This is a genomic window from Paraburkholderia sp. SECH2 (genome assembly GCF_030464795.1).
GTDB classification, from domain to species: Bacteria; Pseudomonadota; Gammaproteobacteria; order Burkholderiales; family Burkholderiaceae; genus Paraburkholderia; species Paraburkholderia aspalathi.
In genome coordinates this window covers 44,235-63,375 of record NZ_JALPRH010000011.1, presented here as the reverse complement: position 1 = coordinate 63,375, position 19,141 = coordinate 44,235, and the positions used below count along the sequence as shown (strand labels likewise).

Annotated in this window: 17 protein-coding genes and 1 tRNA gene; 13 read left to right on the top strand and 5 right to left on the bottom strand. The window is 63.5% G+C overall.

What is annotated here, in order from left to right:
• Positions 1 to 20 precede the first annotated feature (20 nt).
• The 13 genes from fmt (at position 21) to M0D66_RS19440 (ending at position 12,230) form a co-directional block, all read left to right on the top strand.
• Complete coding sequence (gene fmt / locus M0D66_RS19500; RefSeq protein WP_093634624.1) at positions 21 to 1,007, top strand: methionyl-tRNA formyltransferase; 987 nt, start codon at positions 21 to 23, stop codon at positions 1,005 to 1,007.
• Positions 1,008 to 1,120: 113 nt separating this feature from the next.
• A complete protein-coding gene (locus M0D66_RS19495) occupies positions 1,121 to 1,762 on the top strand; it encodes a LysE family translocator (RefSeq protein WP_093634625.1) in 642 nt (213 codons plus the stop codon).
• A 103-nt stretch (positions 1,763 to 1,865) separates the two neighbouring features.
• Positions 1,866 to 2,723: a zinc metalloprotease HtpX gene (gene htpX, locus M0D66_RS19490; protein WP_093634626.1), complete on the top strand. Its 858-nt coding sequence runs from the start codon at positions 1,866 to 1,868 to the stop codon at positions 2,721 to 2,723.
• 168 nt (positions 2,724 to 2,891) lie between these two features.
• Positions 2,892 to 4,331, top strand: coding sequence for a 16S rRNA (cytosine(967)-C(5))-methyltransferase RsmB (gene rsmB, locus M0D66_RS19485; protein WP_266211280.1), 1,440 nt, complete (start codon positions 2,892 to 2,894; stop codon positions 4,329 to 4,331).
• Positions 4,328 to 4,927, top strand: a complete 600-nt coding sequence (locus tag M0D66_RS19480) for a DUF4390 domain-containing protein (protein ID WP_054037187.1) — start codon at positions 4,328 to 4,330, stop codon at positions 4,925 to 4,927. The genes rsmB and M0D66_RS19480 overlap by 4 nt, the downstream gene beginning before the upstream one ends.
• Positions 4,917 to 7,331 (top strand): PAS domain-containing sensor histidine kinase, encoded by a 2,415-nt coding sequence (locus tag M0D66_RS19475; RefSeq protein WP_211607419.1) that lies wholly within the window; start codon positions 4,917 to 4,919, stop codon positions 7,329 to 7,331. The genes M0D66_RS19480 and M0D66_RS19475 overlap by 11 nt, the downstream gene beginning before the upstream one ends.
• The gene (gene esaR, locus M0D66_RS19470) at positions 7,332 to 8,021 is read left to right on the top strand and encodes a response regulator transcription factor EsaR (RefSeq protein ID WP_093634629.1); all 690 of its coding nucleotides are present in this window, start codon (positions 7,332 to 7,334) and stop codon (positions 8,019 to 8,021) included. It begins immediately after the preceding gene.
• Between the two features lie 97 nt (positions 8,022 to 8,118).
• Positions 8,119 to 8,194: transfer RNA gene (locus M0D66_RS19465), tRNA-Phe, on the top strand.
• A 437-nt stretch (positions 8,195 to 8,631) separates the two neighbouring features.
• Positions 8,632 to 9,363, top strand: a complete 732-nt coding sequence (gene queC, locus M0D66_RS19460) for a 7-cyano-7-deazaguanine synthase QueC (RefSeq protein WP_063494462.1) — start codon at positions 8,632 to 8,634, stop codon at positions 9,361 to 9,363.
• Between the two features lie 85 nt (positions 9,364 to 9,448).
• Complete coding sequence (queE, locus tag M0D66_RS19455; RefSeq protein ID WP_054037112.1) at positions 9,449 to 10,081, top strand: 7-carboxy-7-deazaguanine synthase; 633 nt, start codon at positions 9,449 to 9,451, stop codon at positions 10,079 to 10,081.
• A 9-nt stretch (positions 10,082 to 10,090) separates the two neighbouring features.
• Positions 10,091 to 10,534, top strand: coding sequence for a 6-carboxytetrahydropterin synthase QueD (gene queD / locus M0D66_RS19450; RefSeq protein ID WP_093634683.1), 444 nt, complete (start codon positions 10,091 to 10,093; stop codon positions 10,532 to 10,534).
• 212 nt (positions 10,535 to 10,746) lie between these two features.
• Positions 10,747 to 11,529, top strand: coding sequence for an HpcH/HpaI aldolase/citrate lyase family protein (locus tag M0D66_RS19445; RefSeq protein WP_266211272.1), 783 nt, complete (start codon positions 10,747 to 10,749; stop codon positions 11,527 to 11,529).
• A 50-nt stretch (positions 11,530 to 11,579) separates the two neighbouring features.
• Positions 11,580 to 12,230, top strand: a complete 651-nt coding sequence (locus tag M0D66_RS19440; RefSeq protein ID WP_266211412.1) for a tetratricopeptide repeat protein — start codon at positions 11,580 to 11,582, stop codon at positions 12,228 to 12,230.
• A gap of 128 nt (positions 12,231 to 12,358) precedes the next feature.
• On the opposite strand, the gene rodA is transcribed toward M0D66_RS19440, so the two are convergent.
• From rodA to M0D66_RS19415, 5 genes are all read right to left on the bottom strand, one after another.
• Positions 12,359 to 13,507, bottom strand: a complete 1,149-nt coding sequence (gene rodA / locus M0D66_RS19435; RefSeq protein WP_266211270.1) for a rod shape-determining protein RodA — start codon at positions 13,505 to 13,507, stop codon at positions 12,359 to 12,361.
• A 10-nt stretch (positions 13,508 to 13,517) separates the two neighbouring features.
• Entirely contained in the window at positions 13,518 to 15,854 is a 2,337-nt protein-coding gene (gene mrdA / locus M0D66_RS19430; protein WP_266211268.1) for a penicillin-binding protein 2, read from the bottom strand.
• 141 nt (positions 15,855 to 15,995) lie between these two features.
• Entirely contained in the window at positions 15,996 to 16,508 is a 513-nt protein-coding gene (gene mreD, locus M0D66_RS19425; RefSeq protein ID WP_054037125.1) for a rod shape-determining protein MreD, read from the bottom strand.
• Complete coding sequence (gene mreC, locus M0D66_RS19420; RefSeq protein ID WP_266211265.1) at positions 16,505 to 17,611, bottom strand: rod shape-determining protein MreC; 1,107 nt, start codon at positions 17,609 to 17,611, stop codon at positions 16,505 to 16,507. Before mreC ends, mreD begins: the two co-directional genes overlap by 4 nt.
• A 153-nt stretch (positions 17,612 to 17,764) precedes the next feature.
• Positions 17,765 to 18,808, bottom strand: coding sequence for a rod shape-determining protein (locus tag M0D66_RS19415; RefSeq protein ID WP_004189550.1), 1,044 nt, complete (start codon positions 18,806 to 18,808; stop codon positions 17,765 to 17,767).
• Between the last annotated feature and the right edge of the window lie 333 nt (positions 18,809 to 19,141).

Genomic DNA, 19,141 nt, shown 5'->3' with positions numbered 1-19,141 from the left:
ACCTCGCCTACTGCCCCTTCATGAGTCATTCGTTGCGCGTCATCTTTGCCGGTACGCCGGAGTTCGCCGCGGCCGCGCTGGCCGCGATTCACAGCGCCGGTTTTCCGGTGCCGCTCGTGCTGACGCAGCCCGACCGGCCCGCGGGGCGCGGGATGAAATTGCAGGCGAGTCCGGTCAAGCGCTACGCGCAGGAACACGGGCTTGCCGTGGCGCAGCCGCCTTCGCTGCGCCGCGTCGGCAAATATCCGGCCGAAGCCGCCGCCGCGATCGACCAACTGCGTGCCACGCCACACGACGTAATGGTGGTGGCCGCTTACGGTCTGATCCTGCCGCAGGAAGTGCTCGATATTCCACCACTGGGCTGTATCAACATTCACGGGTCGTTGCTGCCGCGCTGGCGCGGCGCCGCGCCGATCCACCGCGCGATCGAGGCGGGCGACACGGAAACCGGCATCACGCTGATGCAGATGGACGTTGGTCTCGATACCGGCGCGATGATTTCCGAAGCGCGCACGCCGATCTCCGCCGACGACACCACGGCCACCCTCCACGATCGTCTCGCACAGGACGGCGCGAAGCTGATCGTCGAAGCGCTGATCGAACTCGAGCGCAGCGGCAAGCTGGCGGCAACGCCGCAACCCGCGGACGGCGTGACTTACGCGGAAAAGATCGGCAAGCACGAGGCTGCGCTCGACTGGCGTAAGCCGGCTGCGGTCCTCGCGCGTCAGGTACGTGCGTTCGACCCGTTCCCCGGTGGCGTGGGCACGCTGGAAGACGGTACGTCGATCAAGATCTGGGCAGCCGTCCCGGTCGAGGCACAAGGCAACACAGCGCCCGGCACGATCGCCGACGTTTCTCCGGAAGGTGTCGTGGTTGCCTGCGGCGAAGGCGCCCTGCGTCTCACGCAATTGCAAAAACCCGGCGGCAAGCGCTTGCCGGTGCGCGAATTCCTGGCCGGCGCCACGCTGGCCGCGGGTCAGCGTTTCCAGCTGCCCGAAGCAAAATAACCGCCTTGCGCATAGCTTGAACATCGTCCGTTCGGCCGATGTTCAACAGCCACGCTGCAAGCCACCAGCGCGTTAGAATCCTCTATGCAACAGCCCGCGTTTAGAGGATCTTCATGTTTGGCATCACCCATTTCGAGTTTTTCGTCGTCGCCGTCTTTCTGCTGAATGTGACGCCCGGTCCCGATACGGCATACATCGTCGGGCGTAGCGTCGCTCAGGGGCGTGGCGCAGGGCTGATGTCCGCGCTCGGCATTTCCGCCGGTTGCTGCGTTCATTCGCTTGCCTGCGCGTTCGGCTTGACGGCGCTTCTGGCCGCTTCAGCCACGGCATTCACGGTCATCAAGTTCGTCGGTGCTATTTATCTGATGTATCTCGGCGTGCGCCTGATTTTCGTCAAACCGGCGGCGGATCAGGCGGCGGGCGAAGCGCGCGCGGCCGGCGCGCCGAAATCGTTGCGTCAGTTGTTCCTGCAAGGCTTCTGGACCAATGTGCTGAATCCCAAGGTCGTGCTGTTCTTCGTGTCGTTCTTTCCGCAATTCGTCACAACCGGCAGCGACCATAAGGCATTGGCGTTCCTCACGCTCGGCGGGGTGTTCGTCGTGATGAGCATGATCTGGAACAGTTTTGTCGCGTGGGTTGCCGGCAGCGTGACCCAGCGCTTCTCCGGCCAGCCGCTGGTGAAGCGGTGGCTGGATCGCGGCGTCGGCGGCGCATTCGTCGGCTTGGGTATCAAGCTCGCCACTGCATCAAGATGATTGAATTTTCCTCGCGCGCCCATATCTAACATTTCGCTTACAATCAGCCGCCGCGATCACGCGGCGCAGATATGAACCCGCGTTAGGGCAAGGAGTAGCAGACATGTTCAATTGGGTCAAAACCGCGATGTTGATGGCCGCGATCACGGCCCTTTTCATCGTGATCGGCGGGATGATCGGCGGATCGCGCGGTATGACAATCGCGCTCGTGATCGCCCTTGGGATGAATTTCTTTTCGTACTGGTTCTCGGACAAGATGGTTCTGCGCATGTACAACGCGCAGGAAGTCGACGAAAACAGTGCGCCGCAGTTCTATCGCATGGTGCGCGAGCTTTCCACGCGTGCCGGCCTGCCCATGCCGCGCGTCTACCTGATCAACGAAGACGCACCGAACGCGTTCGCCACCGGCCGCAATCCGGAGCACGCGGCGGTTGCCGCCACCACTGGCATCTTGCGTGTGCTGTCCGAGCGCGAAATGCGTGGCGTGATGGCGCACGAACTGGCGCACGTGAAGCACCGTGACATCCTGATCTCCACGGTGTCGGCGACCATGGCCGGCGCCATTTCCGCACTGGCGAACTTCGCGATGTTCTTCGGCAGCCGTGACGAAAACGGCCGTCCCACGAACCCGATTGCGGGCATCGCTGTGGCGTTGCTCGCACCGATCGCCGGTGCGCTGATTCAGATGGCGATTTCGCGTGCGCGTGAATTCGAAGCGGACCGTGGCGGCGCGCAGATTTCCGGCGATCCGCAGGCGCTCGCCTCGGCGCTCGACAAGATCCATCGCTACGCGAGCGGCATTCCGTTCCCCACCGCCGAGCAGCATCCGGCCACCGCGCAGATGATGATCATGAATCCGCTGGCGGGCGGCGGCATCGCGAATCTGTTCTCGACGCACCCCGCCACCGAGGAACGCATTGCGCGTTTGATGGAAATGGCGCGCACGGGGCGCTTCGAGTAACGGGCGCACCGATCCGTCGATCTGGCGTGACGAAAGGCGAGTCTGCGGGCTCGCCTTTTTTGTTCAAGCGCGACCGCCAGTCCGCCTTCGGCGGTCTCCACCCCTCGCCACGCTACAATGTGTGCTGATTGCGCCGCGCGTACCGCGCGGCCTGCCTTTGCCTTTTTCATGACTCCAAAGCCTTCTTCGCGTTCTGCTTCGCCATCGACGCGTCCGCGCGAATCCCGTTTGACGATGCTGCATCTCGCGCCCGAATCGCTCGGTTTCGCGCTCGACTGCGCGGGCCAGGCCGTCGGCGCCGTGCGCCTCGGCGCGGCCTTGCCGGCCGCGCTGCAAGCCGTATTCGTCTCCGCGCCTGAAGGCAGCGCCGCTGCTGCGCGAGGCGCGGTGCAGGACATCGCGTACCGCACCATGCGGCGTCTGGCGACCGCCGAGTGGCTGATCGCGAAGTTGGTGAAGAAGGCGCCGCCGCCGCACGTCGGTCATGTGCTCGCCTGCGCGCTCGCTTTGCTCGTCGACGATGAAGCGAACGCCGCCTACACGCCGTTCACGGTTGTCGATCAGGCGGTGAGCGCCATCGCCGCGCGTCGTGAATTCGCGTTCGCAAAGGGTCTCGTCAACGCCGTGCTGCGCAATTTCCTGCGCGAGCGTGAGGCGCTGCTGAGCGCAGCGCAAGCCGACGAAGTCGCGCGCTGGAACTACCCAGCGTGGTGGATCGATGCGGTGAAGCGCGCATGGCCCGACGCATGGCAGGCCGTGCTCGCCTCCGGCAACACGCAAGGTCCGCTGACATTGCGCGTCAACGCGCGCCGCTCGACAGTCGACGCCTATCTGCAGGTACTGCAGGCCCATCACATTCCCGCGAGCAGGTCCGGCGAATACGCCGTCAAGCTCGCCACGGCGATGTCCGTCGACCGGATCCCCGGCTTCAACGACGGCGTGGTGTCGGTGCAAGACGCCGGCGCGCAACTCGCTGCGCAACTGCTCGGCGTGCGTGACGGCATGCGTGTGCTTGACGCGTGCGCGGCGCCTGGCGGCAAAACCGGCCATCTGCTCGAACTCGCCAACCTGCAACTCGTGGCGCTCGAAAGCGACGCATCGCGCGCGCGTCGCATCGGCGAAAACTTGCAGCGGCTCAAGCTCGAAGCGGAAGTGCGTATCGGCGACGCGGGTGCGCCCGCAAAATGGCACGACGACATCGACCAGCCGTTCGACCGCATTCTGGCCGACGTGCCGTGTTCGGCGTCCGGCATCGTGCGGCGTCATCCGGATATTCGCTGGCTGCGTCGCGCGTCGGATATTCCCGTACTGGTTGCCGAGCAGCGCCGCATTCTCGAGGCGCTATGGCCACTCGTGAAGCCAGGCGGCGAGTTGCTCTACGTTACGTGTTCGATCTTTCCCGAAGAAGGCGAGTTGCAGGCGCAGTGGTTTGGAAACAAGTACCAGGATGCGGTACGATTGGACGCGCCGGGGCAACTTTTACCCGCAGTTGCCCGCGCGCCCGCCGGCACATCGGCCGGGTCCCATGCCGGACATGTCGCTGAGGATAGCGCCGGCTCGAACTCAGACCACGACGGATTTTTCTACGCGCGCTTTCAGAAACGGTGACCATCAAACGCTTCTTCCCGCTTCGGCTCGCTGCCGTGCTCTGGATCGTGCTGGCCGTGTGGCTCGCCGTACCGGGCGCGGCGTATGCCGATTCGATCGCGGTGCAGCGCGCGTCGCTGCAATCGGACAACACCGGCTGGAGCATCGACGCGCGTTTCGACTTCGACCTGAACAGCAATCTCGAAGACGCCGTCAACAAAGGCATTCCGCTGTACTTCACGACAGACTTCGAACTGAGCCGGCCGCGCTGGTACTGGTTCGACGAACAGCCGGTGAGCGTGTCGCAGAGCATCCGCCTGTCGTTCCAGCCGCTTACGCGTGAGTATCGTGTGTCGAGCGTGTCGTCGGGTGGCTTGCAGCTCGGCTTCACGACGCTGAAAGATGCGCTCGCGGTGATCAAGCACATCACGTCGTGGCACGTGATCGACCGCAATCAGGTGCATGTCGGGGAGACGTACAACGCGTCGGTGCGCATGCAACTCGACATCGCGCTGATGCCCAAGCCGTTCCAGATCGACGCGGTGAACAACCGCGACTGGAGCCTTTCGTCGGAGTGGAAACGCTTTACCTTCACGGTGACCGAACGTGCTAAATAGAGTGCGCCGAGCCACCAGCGTCAGCAGCATCGTCGTGCGCGTGCTGGTGTCCACGGTCGCCGTGACGGCCGTGCTGCTGCTCGTCCTGCTTGCAGCGGCGAGCGCGAATACCGAATTTTTCGACCGCTATTACCAGTGGCTGTACGCGGCCAACCTCGTGGTCGCGATGATCTTTTTGCTGGTGGTGGCGACGCTCGTCATCATCATCATTGCGCGGCTTAGAAAAGGTAAATTCGGCACCCGGCTGTTAGCGAAACTCGCGTTCTTCATGGCGCTGGTCGGCGTGGTGCCGGGCGGCATCATTTACGTGGTCTCGTATCAGTTCGTCTCGCGCAGTATCGAATCGTGGTTCGACGTGAACGTCGAAACCGCGTTGACCTCGGGCCTGAATCTCGGCCGCGGCATGCTCGACGCGTCGCTATCCGATCTGCAGACCAAGGGGCGCCTGATGTCTGAACAGCTGGCGAGCGCTGATGCCGCCGGCACCACGCTCACGCTGCTGCGCTTGCGCGATCAGTTCGGTGTGCAGGACGCGACGATCGTCGAACCCACGCGCAGCATGTCGGGCGCGACGCCGGACATGCACGTGGTCGCACAGGCATCCGGCAATTACGCGACGCTCGTGTCGAACGACTTGCCCACGCCATTGATGATCGATCAGGCGCGTGGCCGCGGCTATGCGGCGATCGAAGGGGAAGTCGACGGCGATCCGCGCGCGCATGGCAGCAAGGGCGCGTTGCGGCTGCGCGTCGTGCAGCGCATTCCCGATTCGAACGCGGCGCTGTTGCAGCCGACCGAACGCTTCCTGCAGCTCACGCAGCCGGTGTCGCCGTCGCTCGCGCGAAACGCCGATGCAGTGCAGCGGGCCTATCGCGAATATCAGGAAAAGGCGCTGGGCCGTACCGGCTTGCGCAAGATGTACATCGGCACGCTGACGCTTGCGCTGTTCCTCGCCACCTTCATCGCGATGATGCTGGCGCTCGCGCTCGGTAATCAGCTTGCGCGGCCGTTGTTCCTGCTCGCGCAGGGCACCAAGGAAGTGACCGAGGGCGACTACACGCCAAAGCGCGAAATCAAATCGCGCGACGAACTGGGCTTCCTCACGCAGTCGTTCAACGCAATGACGCGGCAGCTCTCCGAAGCGCGCGCGGCGGTCGAGAACAACCGGATCGCGCTCGAACATTCGAAGGCCTATCTGGAAAGCATTCTCGCGAACCTGACCGCGGGCGTGTTCGTGTTCGACCGGCAGTTCCGTCTCACCACCGCAAACCGCGGCGCCGAACGGATTTTCCGTCAGCAGTTCCAGGAGGTGCTGGGTTCGGCGCTTGAGCAGATCGGCGTGTTGAGCGAATTCGGCGGCATGGTGCGCAAGGCGTTTGCCGATCGCGAGGCTGCAAGCGGCGACGGTCACGACGACCGTGGCCACTGGCAGCAGCAGTTCTCGGTGCAGGTGCCGGGCGAAACCGAGCCGCTCACCTTGCTCGTGCGCGGCGCGCGTCTTGTGTCCGCCACCGACCGCGACGCGGAAGACATGCAGACCTCCGGCTACGTCGTCGTGTTCGACGATATTTCGGATGTGATCTCCGCGCAGCGTTCGATCGCCTGGGGCGAAGTCGCGCGGCGTCTCGCGCACGAGATCAAGAACCCGCTCACGCCGATCCAGTTGTCCGCCGAGCGTTTGCAGATGAAACTCGCGGACAAGCTGTCGCCATCGGATGCCGATGTGCTGAAGCGCGGCGCGACCACCATCGTCAATCAGGTCGCGGCGATGAAGCAGATGGTCGACAATTTCCGCGACTATGCGCGCACGCCGCCGGCGGTGCTCGCGCATCTGCAACTGAACGAACTGGTCAGCGAAGTGCTCACGCTGTACGGTATCGAAGAAGGCAAGGGCGCGATTCAGGTAGAGCTCGCGGATTTGCCGGCGATTCGCGGCGACGCGACACAATTGCGACAGGTGATTCACAACCTGCTGCAGAATGCACAGGATGCCGTGGCCGACGTCGAACAACCGCGTGTGTTGCTCGAGACGAGGACAGTAGAATACGGAGACCCCGACGCGGAAGGCAAAGTACACGTCGCGGTGCGTCTGACAGTGTCGGATAACGGACCGGGCTTCCCCGCGCGTATCCTGACACGTGCATTCGAACCTTACGTGACGACCAAGGCCAAAGGTACGGGCCTCGGTCTTGCGATGGTCAAGAAGATCGTCGACGAACACGGCGCGCGCATCGACATTCGCAACCGCATGAAAGCGGGCGATGTGATCGAGGGCGCGCAGATATCGATCCTCTTCCTTCAACTGGCAGACGATGCCGCGGCACCTGGAGCAGGGTCGCGGCCGGCGCATGGCAATGCGCCGCAGGGAACGACTAAAGCAACAGTGCAGACAAGGGCAGCGTAAATGGCAACCATCCTGGTGGTAGATGATGAAATGGGCATCCGGGAATTGCTCTCGGAGATCCTGAGCGACGAGGGGCATGTCGTGGAGGCCGCGGAAAACGCGCAGGAAGCGCGCGAATTCCGCTTGCGCCAGGCGCCGGACCTGGTGCTGCTCGACATCTGGATGCCCGATACGGACGGCGTGACCTTGCTCAAAGAATGGGCCGCGCAGGGGCAACTGACCATGCCGGTGATCATGATGTCCGGTCACGCAACGATCGATACAGCGGTTGAAGCGACCAAGATCGGCGCACTCAATTTCCTTGAGAAGCCGATTGCGTTGCAGAAGCTGCTGAAGGCCGTCGAGCAGGGCCTCGCCCGCGGCAATGCGGTCGGAGCACCGGGCGGCGCGGTCGCCAAGCCGGTGTTGCCGGTCAGCGCCTCGGCCGTGGCTTCGGCGGCTGCGTTGCCGATGCTGTCGTCGGATGGCATGGGCAGCGGCGCGTTGGCTGCGCAAACGGCGTCGATCTCGTTCGACATCCCGTTGCGCGATGCGCGCGATGCGTTCGAGCGTGCTTACTTCGAATATCACCTCGCGCGTGAGAATGGCAGCATGACGCGTGTCGCGGAAAAGACGGGTCTCGAGCGCACGCACTTGTATCGCAAGCTCAAGCAGCTCGGTGTCGATCTCGGTAAGAACAAAGGGGAGTGAACGGCCTGAGCAATGCGTGCAGGCTCGGGCGCGGCAGATTTTTTCGAGAGGGGGCTTGCCGAGCAGCTGACCCTTTGATATCATTTCGTTCTTCGTTGGCCCGGTAGCTCAGTTGGTAGAGCAGCGGATTGAAAATCCGCGTGTCGATGGTTCGATTCCGTCCCAGGCCACCAGGATTCAGCCCCAGGAAATCGCAAGATTCCTGGGGCTTTTCCTTTTCTGATGGGCATGTGCGGCGGTATGGGCAGCTTGCCCCACGGCGGGTGTGTTCGGCGGCATTGGGCGTCGCGTGATAAAATCGCGCCAGTTCAAGGACTTGCATGCGAGGGTGCTGTCGGCGTTCCACTTGCGCGCCACCGCGCCAAACGCGTCTTTTCGTATCCTGAAGCGGCGCCTTTTGCGCACTCTGCCGCAACACGGCAAGGCCGCAACAGGTGCCGAACCCTTCGCCCGACGATTAACGGTATAAGCGCCCAGCGACTCTGCATGCGGAAGGCGCGGCCTATACTGCTTTGGGCCGGCAGCAGTGCCGGCACGCGTCGCGCCGCGTTGCTTGCATGGCGCACCTCGCGCAGCGCGACGTGGCACTCATCATTCACGGAGTTTCACGGTGATCCGCAAAGACGCTAAACGTAGCGCTCTGGTGCTGTTTTCCGGCGGCCAGGATTCCGCCACGTGCCTCGCCTGGGCCCTCGAACGTTATGAAACAGTCGAGACGCTGGGCTTCGATTATGGTCAGCGGCACCGAGTCGAACTCGAATGCCGCGAAGGGTTTCGCAACGCGGTGACGCGGGCATTTCCAGCTTGGGCCGACCGCCTCGGCGAAGATCACATGATCGATCTGTCGGTGCTCGGCTCGATCAGCGATACCGCGATGACGCGCGAGATCGAGATTCACGCCACGGCCAACGGTTTGCCGAATACGTTCGTGCCGGGCCGCAATCTGATGTTCATGACGATCGCCGCGGCCATCGCGTATCGGCGCGGTTTGCAGGTGCTGGTCGGCGGCATGTGCGAGACGGACTTCTCGGGCTACCCCGATTGCCGCGACGACACGATGAAGGCATTGCAGGTCGCGCTGAACCTCGGCATGGATACGCGCTTCCTGCTCGAAACGCCGCTGATGTGGCTCGATAAGGCCGATACGTGGCGTCTCGCTCACGAGTTGGGCGGCGACGAACTGGTCGAACTGGTGCGCGTCGAGACGCATACCTGCTATGTCGGCGAGCGCGCCGAGTTGCATGCATGGGGTTTCGGTTGCGGCGAATGCCCCGCGTGCCGCTTGCGCAAGCGCGGTTACGAAGCGTATCTGGCCGGTGAGAAGGTGACTGAGCCGGTCTGACGCTCACCGAAGTTTTACGCTGGCGCACCGTGCGAACGGGCGCCGCGCAGGCAATTATTTTCAGGAACACAAGGCAGAAAGCAGCATGACTTACGCGGTCAAGGAAATCTTCTACACATTGCAGGGCGAGGGCGCGAATGCCGGGCGTCCGGCCGTGTTCTGCCGGTTCGCCGGCTGCAATCTGTGGTCGGGCCGCGAAGAAGATCGTGCGGATGCGGTCTGCCGTTTCTGCGATACAGACTTCGTCGGCACTGACGGCGAGAACGGCGGCAAGTACCGTACTGCCGAAGAGTTGGTGCAGATGATCGCGTCGCAATGGCCGGAAGGCGAGGGCGAACGCTTCGTGGTCTGCACGGGCGGTGAACCGATGTTGCAGATCGATCAGCCGTTCGTCGATGCGCTGCATGCCGCCGGTTTCGAAATCGCCATTGAAACCAACGGCTCGCTGCCGGTGCTCGAGACGATCGACTGGATCTGCGTGAGCCCGAAGGCCGACGCGCCGCTCGTCGTCACCAAGGGCAACGAACTGAAGGTCGTGATTCCGCAGGACAACCAGCGATTGTCCGAGTATGCGAAGCTCGACTTCGAGTATTTCCTCGTCCAGCCGATGGACGGCCCGTCGCGCGATCTCAACACCAAGCTCGCGATCGACTGGTGCAAACGCCATCCGCAATGGCGCCTGTCGATGCAGACCCACAAGTATCTGAACATTCCCTGATTTGCCGTGCTGACGATTACACGAAAACTCGAATTCGACGCGGGCCACCGCATCCCCGATCACCGCAGCCAGTGCCGTAATCTGCACGGCCATCGCTATGTGCTCGAAATCACGCTGCAAGGCGACCTGGTCGATACCGAAGGCGCGCCGGATCGCGGCATGGTGATGGACTTCGCCGACGTGAAGTCGCTCGCGGTCGAGCATCTGGTCGACAAGTGGGACCATGCGTTCCTCGTCTACGAAGGCGACACGCAGGTGCGGGGTTTTCTGGAAACCATGGCGGGGCACAAGACGGTCGTGCTCGATCGCATCCCGACCGTTGAAAATCTCGCTGCCGTCGCGTTCGATATCCTCGCGAACGTCTACGACGCGCATTACGGCGTGAATCTGCGTCTGCATAAGGTGCGTCTGTTCGAGACACCGAACTGCTGGGCCGACGTAGTCCGCGATTAAGTTCAGGGCCGCGCGACTCGAGCCCGCGGCCCAACCCCCGCGTTATTGTCACGGTATGATCGCTCCGATAACCACATGGAGCGAGACATGCCGGTCACCGCATTGCGTCGCAGCAGGCATTCAGGCCGTCACGGCCCGGGCGTTGGCCTGTTCGGCTGCGCCATCCTCACCCGCGTTTCAGGCGATGTATTCCATCGCCAGGGAGCGCGGCAATGAGCACCTTCACAAATCCCCTCAAGCAACGTCTGAAAGAAGCCGATACATTGTTCGGCCTGTGGCTTTCGCTCGGCAGCGATTCCGCAGCCGAGGCGCTCGCGCACGCCGGTTTCGACTGGCTGCTGATCGACATGGAGCATGCGCCGAACGATAGCGGCGACGTCACGTCGCAATTGCGCGCGATCGCCGCCGCGCATTTGCCGAGCGAACCGGTCGTACGCGTGCCTGCCAGCGAGGCGTGGCTCGTCAAGCGCGTGCTCGACGCCGGCGCCCGTACGCTGATGTTCCCGAATATCGAAACCGCGGACGAGGCGGCACAGGCCGTGCGTTTGACGCAGTACCCGACCGCCGATGCACTCGACGGTCAGCGCGGTGTGGCCGGCGCGGTGCGTGCGGCCGCGTACGGCATGCGGCGCGACTACGTGCAATCCGCCAACGCGCAGATTGCGACCATTGTGCAGATTGAGTCGGCGCGCGGTTTGCAGGAGGTGGAGAAGATTGCGGCGACGCCAGGCGTCGATTGCCTGTTCGTCGGACCGGCCGATCTGGCCGCGAGCCTCGGCCACCTCGGCGATTCGAAGCACGCCGACGTGCAGGCGGCGATGGCGCGCATAGTCAGCGCTGCCGACAAGGCTGGTATCGCCGCAGGAATTTTTGCTATGGATGTCGCGAGCGCCAAGCAGCATCGCGATGAGGGTTTTCGTTTTATCGCCCTGGCCGCCGACGTCATGTGGATGTTGCGCGCGACCCGCCAGGCGTTGCAGGAGGTGAGGACATGAAGGGGATGGTGCAGTGCGTCGTGGTGCGTCTGGCGGTTACAGCGGCCTTGATGGCGAATGTGACGGCGTATGCGCAGGACAACCGCGTCGCGAAGTCGAACGATCCGGAGACGCAAACCGCGGTCGCCGACTACAACGCCGGCAATCTGGCCGCGGCGCTCGCCGAGTTCCGCAAAGCCGCGCAGCGCGGCAGCCGGCTGGCCGAGTTCAACTACGCAATGATGTTGCTCAACGGTGAAGGCACCACAGCCAATGTCGATGAAGGCAAGAAGTGGCTGCGCAAAGCCGCCGACGCCAACATGTCGCACGCGCAGTATGTGTACGGCAAGATGTACGACGATGGCGAGTTCGTCGGGCGTGATCCGGTCGAAGCGCACCGGTGGTTCCTGAAGGCCGCGCAGCAGGGGCACGTGCAGGCAGAGCTCGCGTTGGCCAACCAGTTTCTCGATGGCCGTGGCACGACTCGCGACAACCAGCAGGCGTTCGTCTGGTACAAGAAGGCCGCGCAAGGCGGCGACATGACTGCGCAGTATGTGACCGGCTCGTTCTACGAACGTGGCGGTGACGGCGTGGACAAGAATCTGAACGTGGCGCGCGCGTACTACGCTGCTGCGGCGGCACAGGGCGATCCGGCGGCGAAGCTCAAGTATCAGCAACTCAGCGCGCAGTTGCGGGATCAGAAGGAAGTGAAGCCGCAGTAGACGAGACCGTATTAAATGAAAAGGGGCGCTCCTGACGGTGCGCCCCTTTTCTTTATCGGGCCTGCTACGGTCTGCTGCGACTTTGCTGCAATCGGCTCCGCAGTCTGAGACCTACGCCCAGCCCCACTCTAACTCTGCATCAGCCGCTTCTGCCGCGCGACGCTCATGATGAGGCCGATCGCGACCCCCAGCGTAGTCAGCGCAGTGCCCCCGTAGCTCATGAACGGCAAGGGCACGCCCACCACCGGCAAGATCCCGCTCACCATACCGATGTTGACGAACGCATAGGTGAAGAACGCCATCGTCAGCGATCCGGCCAGAAGCCGTCCAAACAGCGTCGCCCCATTGGCGGCGATATACAAACCGCGCGCGATCAGCAGCATATAAAGCGTAAGCAGTACGACCCCGCCCGCCAGCCCGAACTCCTCAGAGAACACGGCAAAGATGAAGTCGGTGTGCTTCTCGGGGATGAACTCCAGGTGCGCCTGGGTACCCTTCAGCCAACCCTTGCCGAGCGGGCCGCCCGAGCCGATGGCAATCACCGCCTGGATCGTATGGAAACCCTTGCCGAGCGGATCGGAAGTCGGGTCCAGCAGCGTACAGATACGGTGCTTCTGATAATCGTGCATCAGCGGCCACTGCACTTCCGGCTGACAGATCTTGTCCTGGAACGCCGCGATCGAGCCGACCGCGATCACGCCGGCAATCAGCACGGGCACGATCAGCTTGAAACTCAGCCCCGCGAAGTAAATCACGAAGAGGCCGGCCGCGAACACCAGCACAGCCGTGCCGAGGTCAGGCTGCTTGGCGATCAAACCGACCGGCACGATCAGGATCAGGAAGCCGACCAGAAAGTCGTACCAACGCATCACGCCTTCGCGGCGCTGGTAGTACCAGGCGAGCATCAGCGGGGTGGCGATCTTCAGAATTTCCGATGGCTGGATCACCACGCCGACGTTGATCCAGCGCTTCGCGCCCTTGCGTGTGAGGCCGAACAGCGCTACGGCCACCAGTAACGCGATCCCGAACGTATAGAGCGGGACCGCGAAGCGCATCAGCGTGGTGGGTGGCACATTGGCCAGCGCCCACATCAGCACGAACGTCAGCATGATGTTGCGCAGTTGGTCTTCCACGCGGCCGGGCATGTCCAGCGTCGCGCTGTAAAGCGTGATGATGCCGACGCACAGCAGCAGAAACACGATCAGGGCGAGCGGCCGGTCGAAGCCCACGAACATCCGCTTGATGCGGTCGAGCCAGGCGCGCTTGTCGAATTGCATGCCTTTCTCCTTACTCGTCGATGCCGCCGGAAACCGGCTGGCGTGGCGACGTAGGCTGAATGCTGTCATCCCGCGACGGAGCGGCGGCAGTCGGTACCGACTCGCTGCTCGAGCGGGGTTTGCGCGGGACGCCGGATTTACGCGGCGTTGGAATCTTTGCGGTGGCGGATGCGGAGGCAGCGACGGCCGCCGACGCGCCGGATGCCGAAGCAGCCGCAGCAGCCGGCGATGTCGCAGCCGTGGCCGCCGATGCAGCAGCCGAAGCCGAAGCAGCCGCCACAGCGGAAGCTGCCGCCGCGGCCGAAGCAGCACCCGGCATCGGCAATGCCGTGAAGCCCGCTGCAACCTTCACCGGCTGCGCCGCGTCCTGCGGTGTCGGAGCGCTGCCCACTTCGGGCGCGGACGCATCCTCCGTCGCCGAGGCCGCTGCCGCGACGGCCGCCGCTTCAGCGCCGGGCTTGTTCTTGCCGACCAGGTAGTAATCGAGCACGCGCCGCGCGATCGGACCGGCCGCTTCCGCGCCCCAGCCGCCGTTTTCGACGATCAGCGCGAGCGCGATCTTCGGTTGCTCGGCCGGCGCGAACGCGATGAAGAGCGCGTGGTCACGCAGATGCTCGGCGATCGCATGGCCCTTATAGTTCGCGCCTTGCAGCGAGTAGACCTGCGCCGTACCGGTCTTGCCGGCGGCCAGATAGGGCGCGCCGATGAACAGCTTCGACGCCGTACCGTTGGTCACGACGCCTTCCATCGCGCGCTTGATGATGTCGATGTCCGATTGCTTCACGGCGATCTTGTCGCTCGGATCGCGCACGACCGGGCGCGTATCTTTGGTGATCGGATTTTCGATGTCGCGCACGAGGTGCGGCTTCATCACGACGCCGTTATTCGCGAGCGTGGCCGTGGCGTGGGCGAGTTGCAGAATGGTGAACGAGTTATAGCCTTGGCCGATGCCCAGACTGATCGTTTCGCCTTCATACCAGCGCTGCTGCTCGGGTTTGCGGTACGCCTTGCGCTTCCAGTCCGTCGACGGCAGGATGCCGCGCGCTTCGCCCGAAATGTCGATGCCGGTGATCTGGCCGAAGCCCCACGGCTTCATGAAGCCGGCGATCGCGTTGACGCCGAGATCGTGCGCGAGCATGTAGAAATACGTGTCGTTCGACACCACGATCGCGCGGTTCATGTCGACCCAGCCCTGGCCCGAGCGCACGTCGTTGCGGAACGTGTGGCCGCCGAACGTGTACGAGCCCGGATCCTGGAAGCCCCAGCCCGGCGTGCGCTTATGCAGCGTCAGCGCGGCGAGCGCCATGAACGGCTTGTAGGTGGAGCCCGGCGGATAGGTGCCGTGCAGCGGACGGTTCAGCAGCGGATGGTCGGGCGAGTTGTTGAGCTCGTCCCAGGTCTGCTGATCGATGCCGTCGACAAACGAATTCGGATCGAAACTCGGCGCCGACACGAACGCGAGCACGTCGCCCGTTGCCGGTTCGATCGCGACCAGTGCCCCACGGCGGCCCGCGAAGGCTTGCTCGGCGACCTGCTGCAGGCCGATGTCGATCGACAGCTCGAGGTTGTTGCCTGGCGTTGCCTGGGTGCGCGACAACGTGCGTACAGGCCGGCCACCGGCCGTGACCTCGACTTCCTCAAAACCGGTCTGGCCGTGCAGTTCCGTCTCGTAGCTCTGCTCGACGCCGATCTTGCCGATGTAGTCGGTGCCCTTGTAGTTGTTCGCGTCGAGGCGCGGATCGTAGTGATCCGGATCGCTGTCGTTCTGATCGCTGGCGTCGTCGATGCGGTCCTGATCGCGCTGCGAAATCCGCCCGATATAGCCGATCACGTGTGCCGCAGTGGGGCCGAGCGGATATTGGCGGAACAGGCGCGCGCGCACTTCCACGCCCGGAAAGCGGAAGCGCTGTGCGGTGAAGCGCGCGACTTCGTCGTCGGTGAGGCGGGTGCGGACCGGCAGGCTCTCGAAGTTCTTCGAGTCTTCCTGCAGCTTCTTGAAGCGGCGCCGGTCGCGTGCGTCGATCGAGACCACGGTGGCCAGATTGTCGATCACGTTTTCGAGCGTGTCGTTCAGCTTCGACGGAGTGATTTCCAGCGTGTACGCCGAGTAGTTCTTGGCCAGCACCACGCCGTTACGGTCGGTGATGATGCCCCGGTTCGGCACGATCGGCGCGACCGAGATGCGGTTTTCGTCGGCTTGCAGCGAGTACTTGCTGTAATGCCAGACCTGCAGGACCAGGAAACGGAAACCGATCAGCCCGAAGCAGACGAACACGAACACGCCCGCCGCCGCTACGCGCAGGCGGAACTTCGAGAGCTGTTGCTGAGTGTCCTTGAATTCGGTCATGCGATTCTGCAAAAGGCCGCGTGACGGCCATCATGAGTGTGCGCCCAAACCGGCCGGAACCGGGAGGCATGAACAGCGATGCGCGTCGAGCGGGCCGGGAGCGTGGATTCCATCGGAACGGCCGGCGGGCTCGATGCGGGATTAAATCGGCCGCGTATCGTCCGGATCGGCCGGACGACGCTGCGGCATCAGCAGCAGCATGCTGGCGACCGGCCACAGCGCGGCTTCGACGAAGCCGTCGATCAGGTAACTCCAGCCCGGAAACGCTGCGCCCGTCAGCAGACGGATCACGAACGGCACCAGTTGCGCGACGACCAGCAGCGGCATCACCGCGAAAGTCTGCACGCCGAGCGACATCCACAGCACCCGGCGGTGGATCGTAATCGCGCCATACGACAACAACGTATACGCCAGCGCGTGCTCACCGAGCAGGCTGGCGTTGTGTACGTCCATCAACAGGCCAAGAAAGAACGCGATACCCATGCCGACTTTGCGCGGCTGGTGCACGTTCCAGAACAGCAGCACGAGCGCCACGAAGTCCGGCACGCCGGCGAGGCGCCCCCACGGCATCAGGTTCAGCAGGAACGCCGCAGCGAGGCTGAACGAGATGAAGTAGGGATTGACCGGCTGCAGGATGTATTGCGGACGGTTCATGGCTGGGCCCCCGGCGTGGCTTGCGGCTTCGCGCTCTTGTCAGCGGCCGGTTTCTTTTCGGTGGTAGCTTTCTTCTCTGCGGCCGCGCCCGTGGCCTTGGCCGACGGCTTCTCAGTAGGCTTGGCAGCAGCGGCGGCGGGTTTTTCTGCAGGCTTGGCAGCGGATTTATCCGCTGCGGCCTTGTTGTCCGCGGGCTTGCCGCCCTTCTTCGCTTTCGCGTCCTTGGCGGTCGTAGCCGCGTCGGGCTCTTCCGCCGGACGCGGCGGCACGTTGTTCAGATAGTGCAGCACGAGCAACTGACGCGCGCCGCGCACGGGCGCAACCGGCAAGCAGATCACGCGCGCGAACGCCGTATCGGCCTGTTTGTCGACCCGCACGACCTTCGCGACTGGCAGCCCCGGCGGATAAACGCCGTCGAGCCCGCTCGTGACGAGTTCGTCGCCGGTTTGCACATCAGCGCTGATCGGCACGAAGCGCAGATCGAGCGTATCGCCCTTCGGCGTGCCGTAGATCACGCTGCGCAAGCCGGTGCGCACGATCTGCACGGGCACCGCCTGATCCTTGTCGGTGAGCAGCGTCACTTCGGCTTGCAGCGGGAACACGCGCGTCACCTGACCGATCACGCCGTCTTCATTGACGACCGGCGATCCGTCCTGGACGCCTTGCTGGGCGCCGCGGCCGATCACGACCTTCTGCGTGAACGGGTCGCGCGTGTCGTACTGGATTTCAGCCGGCAGCGATTGCGTGGTGGAGCGCTGCGAGAGTTGCAGCAGCGCGCGCAAATGGGTGTTTTCGGCAGCCAGTTCGGCAGCTGTATTGGCTTGCTGCGAGAGCTGGAGATCTTTGGTGCGCAGTTTGTCGTTCTCGCTGCGCAAGGTGGCGCTGGTCACGGCCAGGTCGGCCGCGCCCATGAAAACGTCGCGCGGCACGAGGGCTGCGCGTTGCAACGGATAAAGACCCGCGCCGAGCACGCCGCGAACGATTTCGAGCGTTCTGAAGCGTGCATCGGAGATCAGCAGGGCGAGCGCCAGCACGACGAAAAACACCAGCCGTGCGAGGGCGGACGGGCCTTGCTTGAACAGGGGCGGCGGACTGTATTCCATGGTCGGCGCCGGGGGCGTGAGCGGTTGGGTGAGACGGCGGCGCGCGAGGGGTGCGCGTTCAGCGCGCGGAGGCTGGCAGGCCCAGCCAACGGCAAACCGGCCCGCAAGGGGCCGTTTGCCAGATCCGCGCTACTGACATGGAGACGGGCTCGCTTACTCGTACGAGAAGATGCTGCCGAGCTTGTCCATGCGTTCGAGCGCCATGCCCGAGCCGCGTACAACACAGGTCAGCGGGTCTTCGGCGACGAGCACCGGCAGGCCGGTTTCTTCGGCGAGCAGGCGGTCCAGATCGCGCAGCAGTGCGCCACCGCCGGTGAGCATCATGCCGCGCTCGGCGATGTCGGCGCCCAGTTCCGGCGGCGTTTGTTCGAGCGCGATCTTCACCGACGAGACGATCTGGTTCAGCGGATCGGTGAGGGCTTCGAGGATTTCGTTGCTGGAGATCGTGAAGCTGCGCGGAATGCCTTCCGACAGATTGCGGCCCTTCACTTCCATTTCCTTGACTTCGGAACCCGGGAACGCGGAGCCGATTTCTTTCTTGATGGCCTCGGCGGTTTGTTCGCCGATCAGCATGCCGTAGTTGCGGCGGATGTAGTTGACGATGGCTTCGTCGAACTTGTCGCCGCCTACGCGGACCGAACCCTTGTACACGATACCGCCGAGCGAGATCACGCCGACTTCGGTCGTGCCGCCGCCGATATCGACGACCATCGAGCCGGTTGCTTCTGACACCGGCAGGCCTGCGCCGATTGCCGCTGCCATGGGCTCTTCGATGAGGTAAACCTGCGAAGCGCCCGCACCGTGAGCGGCTTCTTTGATCGCGCGACGCTCGACCTGGGTCGAACCGCACGGCACGCAGATGATGATGCGCGGCGACGGCGAGAACATGCGCGATTCGTGAGCAGTTTTGATGAACTGCTTGATCATCTGTTCGGTGACGGTGAAGTCGGCGATCACGCCGTCTTTCATCGGGCGGATCGCCTCGATGTTGCCCGGCACCTTGCCAAGCATCTGCTTGGCTTCCTTGCCGACTGCCTGAATGGTTTTCTTACCGTTGGGACCGCCTTCCTGGCGGATCGAGACCACCGACGGTTCATCAAGAACGATACCCTTGCCACGCATGTAAATGAGCGTGTTGGCAGTGCCGAGGTCAATCGCCAGGTCGTTGGAGAAGTAGCTGCGCAGAAAACCGAACATTCAAAATCCTGTCTCGCTTGGGGCCAGCCCTCGCAACGTATGCGCAGGGCGGCAGCGGAAAAAATAACAGCTTCAACCGGGCGGAAGCGGCGCCACTGGAACTTGAAGCTGCGAGGGAGTCTACCGGAGGCCGGTGCAAGGCCTAGTCAGAAAAATCCGAACTATCTTTGGGAATTGTTCAGAAAGGCCTTGGTAAGTCGGTCCGGGTTTGGGTCGAACGCGTAATGATACCTTATAATTTTGGATGTTTTGAAGGAAACGGACGGCACTTTTTGCCGCCGCTGGCCCCTTTTTCGAGGTCTTCCTCCAGTGTCGTAACCCGCTGTCGCAGCA

Bases quoted from the DNA above. Each gene is read 5' to 3' on its own strand.
- rsmB (WP_266211280.1), top strand. From the start codon at position 2,892: ATGACTCCAAAGCCTTCTTCGCGTTCTGCTTCGCCATCGACGCGTCCG.
- M0D66_RS19440 (WP_266211412.1), top strand. From the start codon at position 11,580: ATGGCGAATGTGACGGCGTATGCGCAGGACAACCGCGTCGCGAAGTCG.
- htpX (WP_093634626.1), top strand. From the start codon at position 1,866: ATGTTCAATTGGGTCAAAACCGCGATGTTGATGGCCGCGATCACGGCC.
- rodA (WP_266211270.1), bottom strand. From the start codon at position 13,507: ATGCAATTCGACAAGCGCGCCTGGCTCGACCGCATCAAGCGGATGTTC.
- queE (WP_054037112.1), top strand. From the start codon at position 9,449: ATGACTTACGCGGTCAAGGAAATCTTCTACACATTGCAGGGCGAGGGC.
- mreC (WP_266211265.1), bottom strand. From the start codon at position 17,611: ATGGAATACAGTCCGCCGCCCCTGTTCAAGCAAGGCCCGTCCGCCCTC.
- M0D66_RS19445 (WP_266211272.1), top strand. From the start codon at position 10,747: ATGAGCACCTTCACAAATCCCCTCAAGCAACGTCTGAAAGAAGCCGAT.
- fmt (WP_093634624.1), top strand. From the start codon at position 21: ATGAGTCATTCGTTGCGCGTCATCTTTGCCGGTACGCCGGAGTTCGCC.
- M0D66_RS19415 (WP_004189550.1), bottom strand. From the start codon at position 18,808: ATGTTCGGTTTTCTGCGCAGCTACTTCTCCAACGACCTGGCGATTGAC.
- M0D66_RS19495 (WP_093634625.1), top strand. From the start codon at position 1,121: ATGTTTGGCATCACCCATTTCGAGTTTTTCGTCGTCGCCGTCTTTCTG.
- esaR (WP_093634629.1), top strand. From the start codon at position 7,332: ATGGCAACCATCCTGGTGGTAGATGATGAAATGGGCATCCGGGAATTG.
- mreD (WP_054037125.1), bottom strand. From the start codon at position 16,508: ATGAACCGTCCGCAATACATCCTGCAGCCGGTCAATCCCTACTTCATC.
- mrdA (WP_266211268.1), bottom strand. From the start codon at position 15,854: ATGACCGAATTCAAGGACACTCAGCAACAGCTCTCGAAGTTCCGCCTG.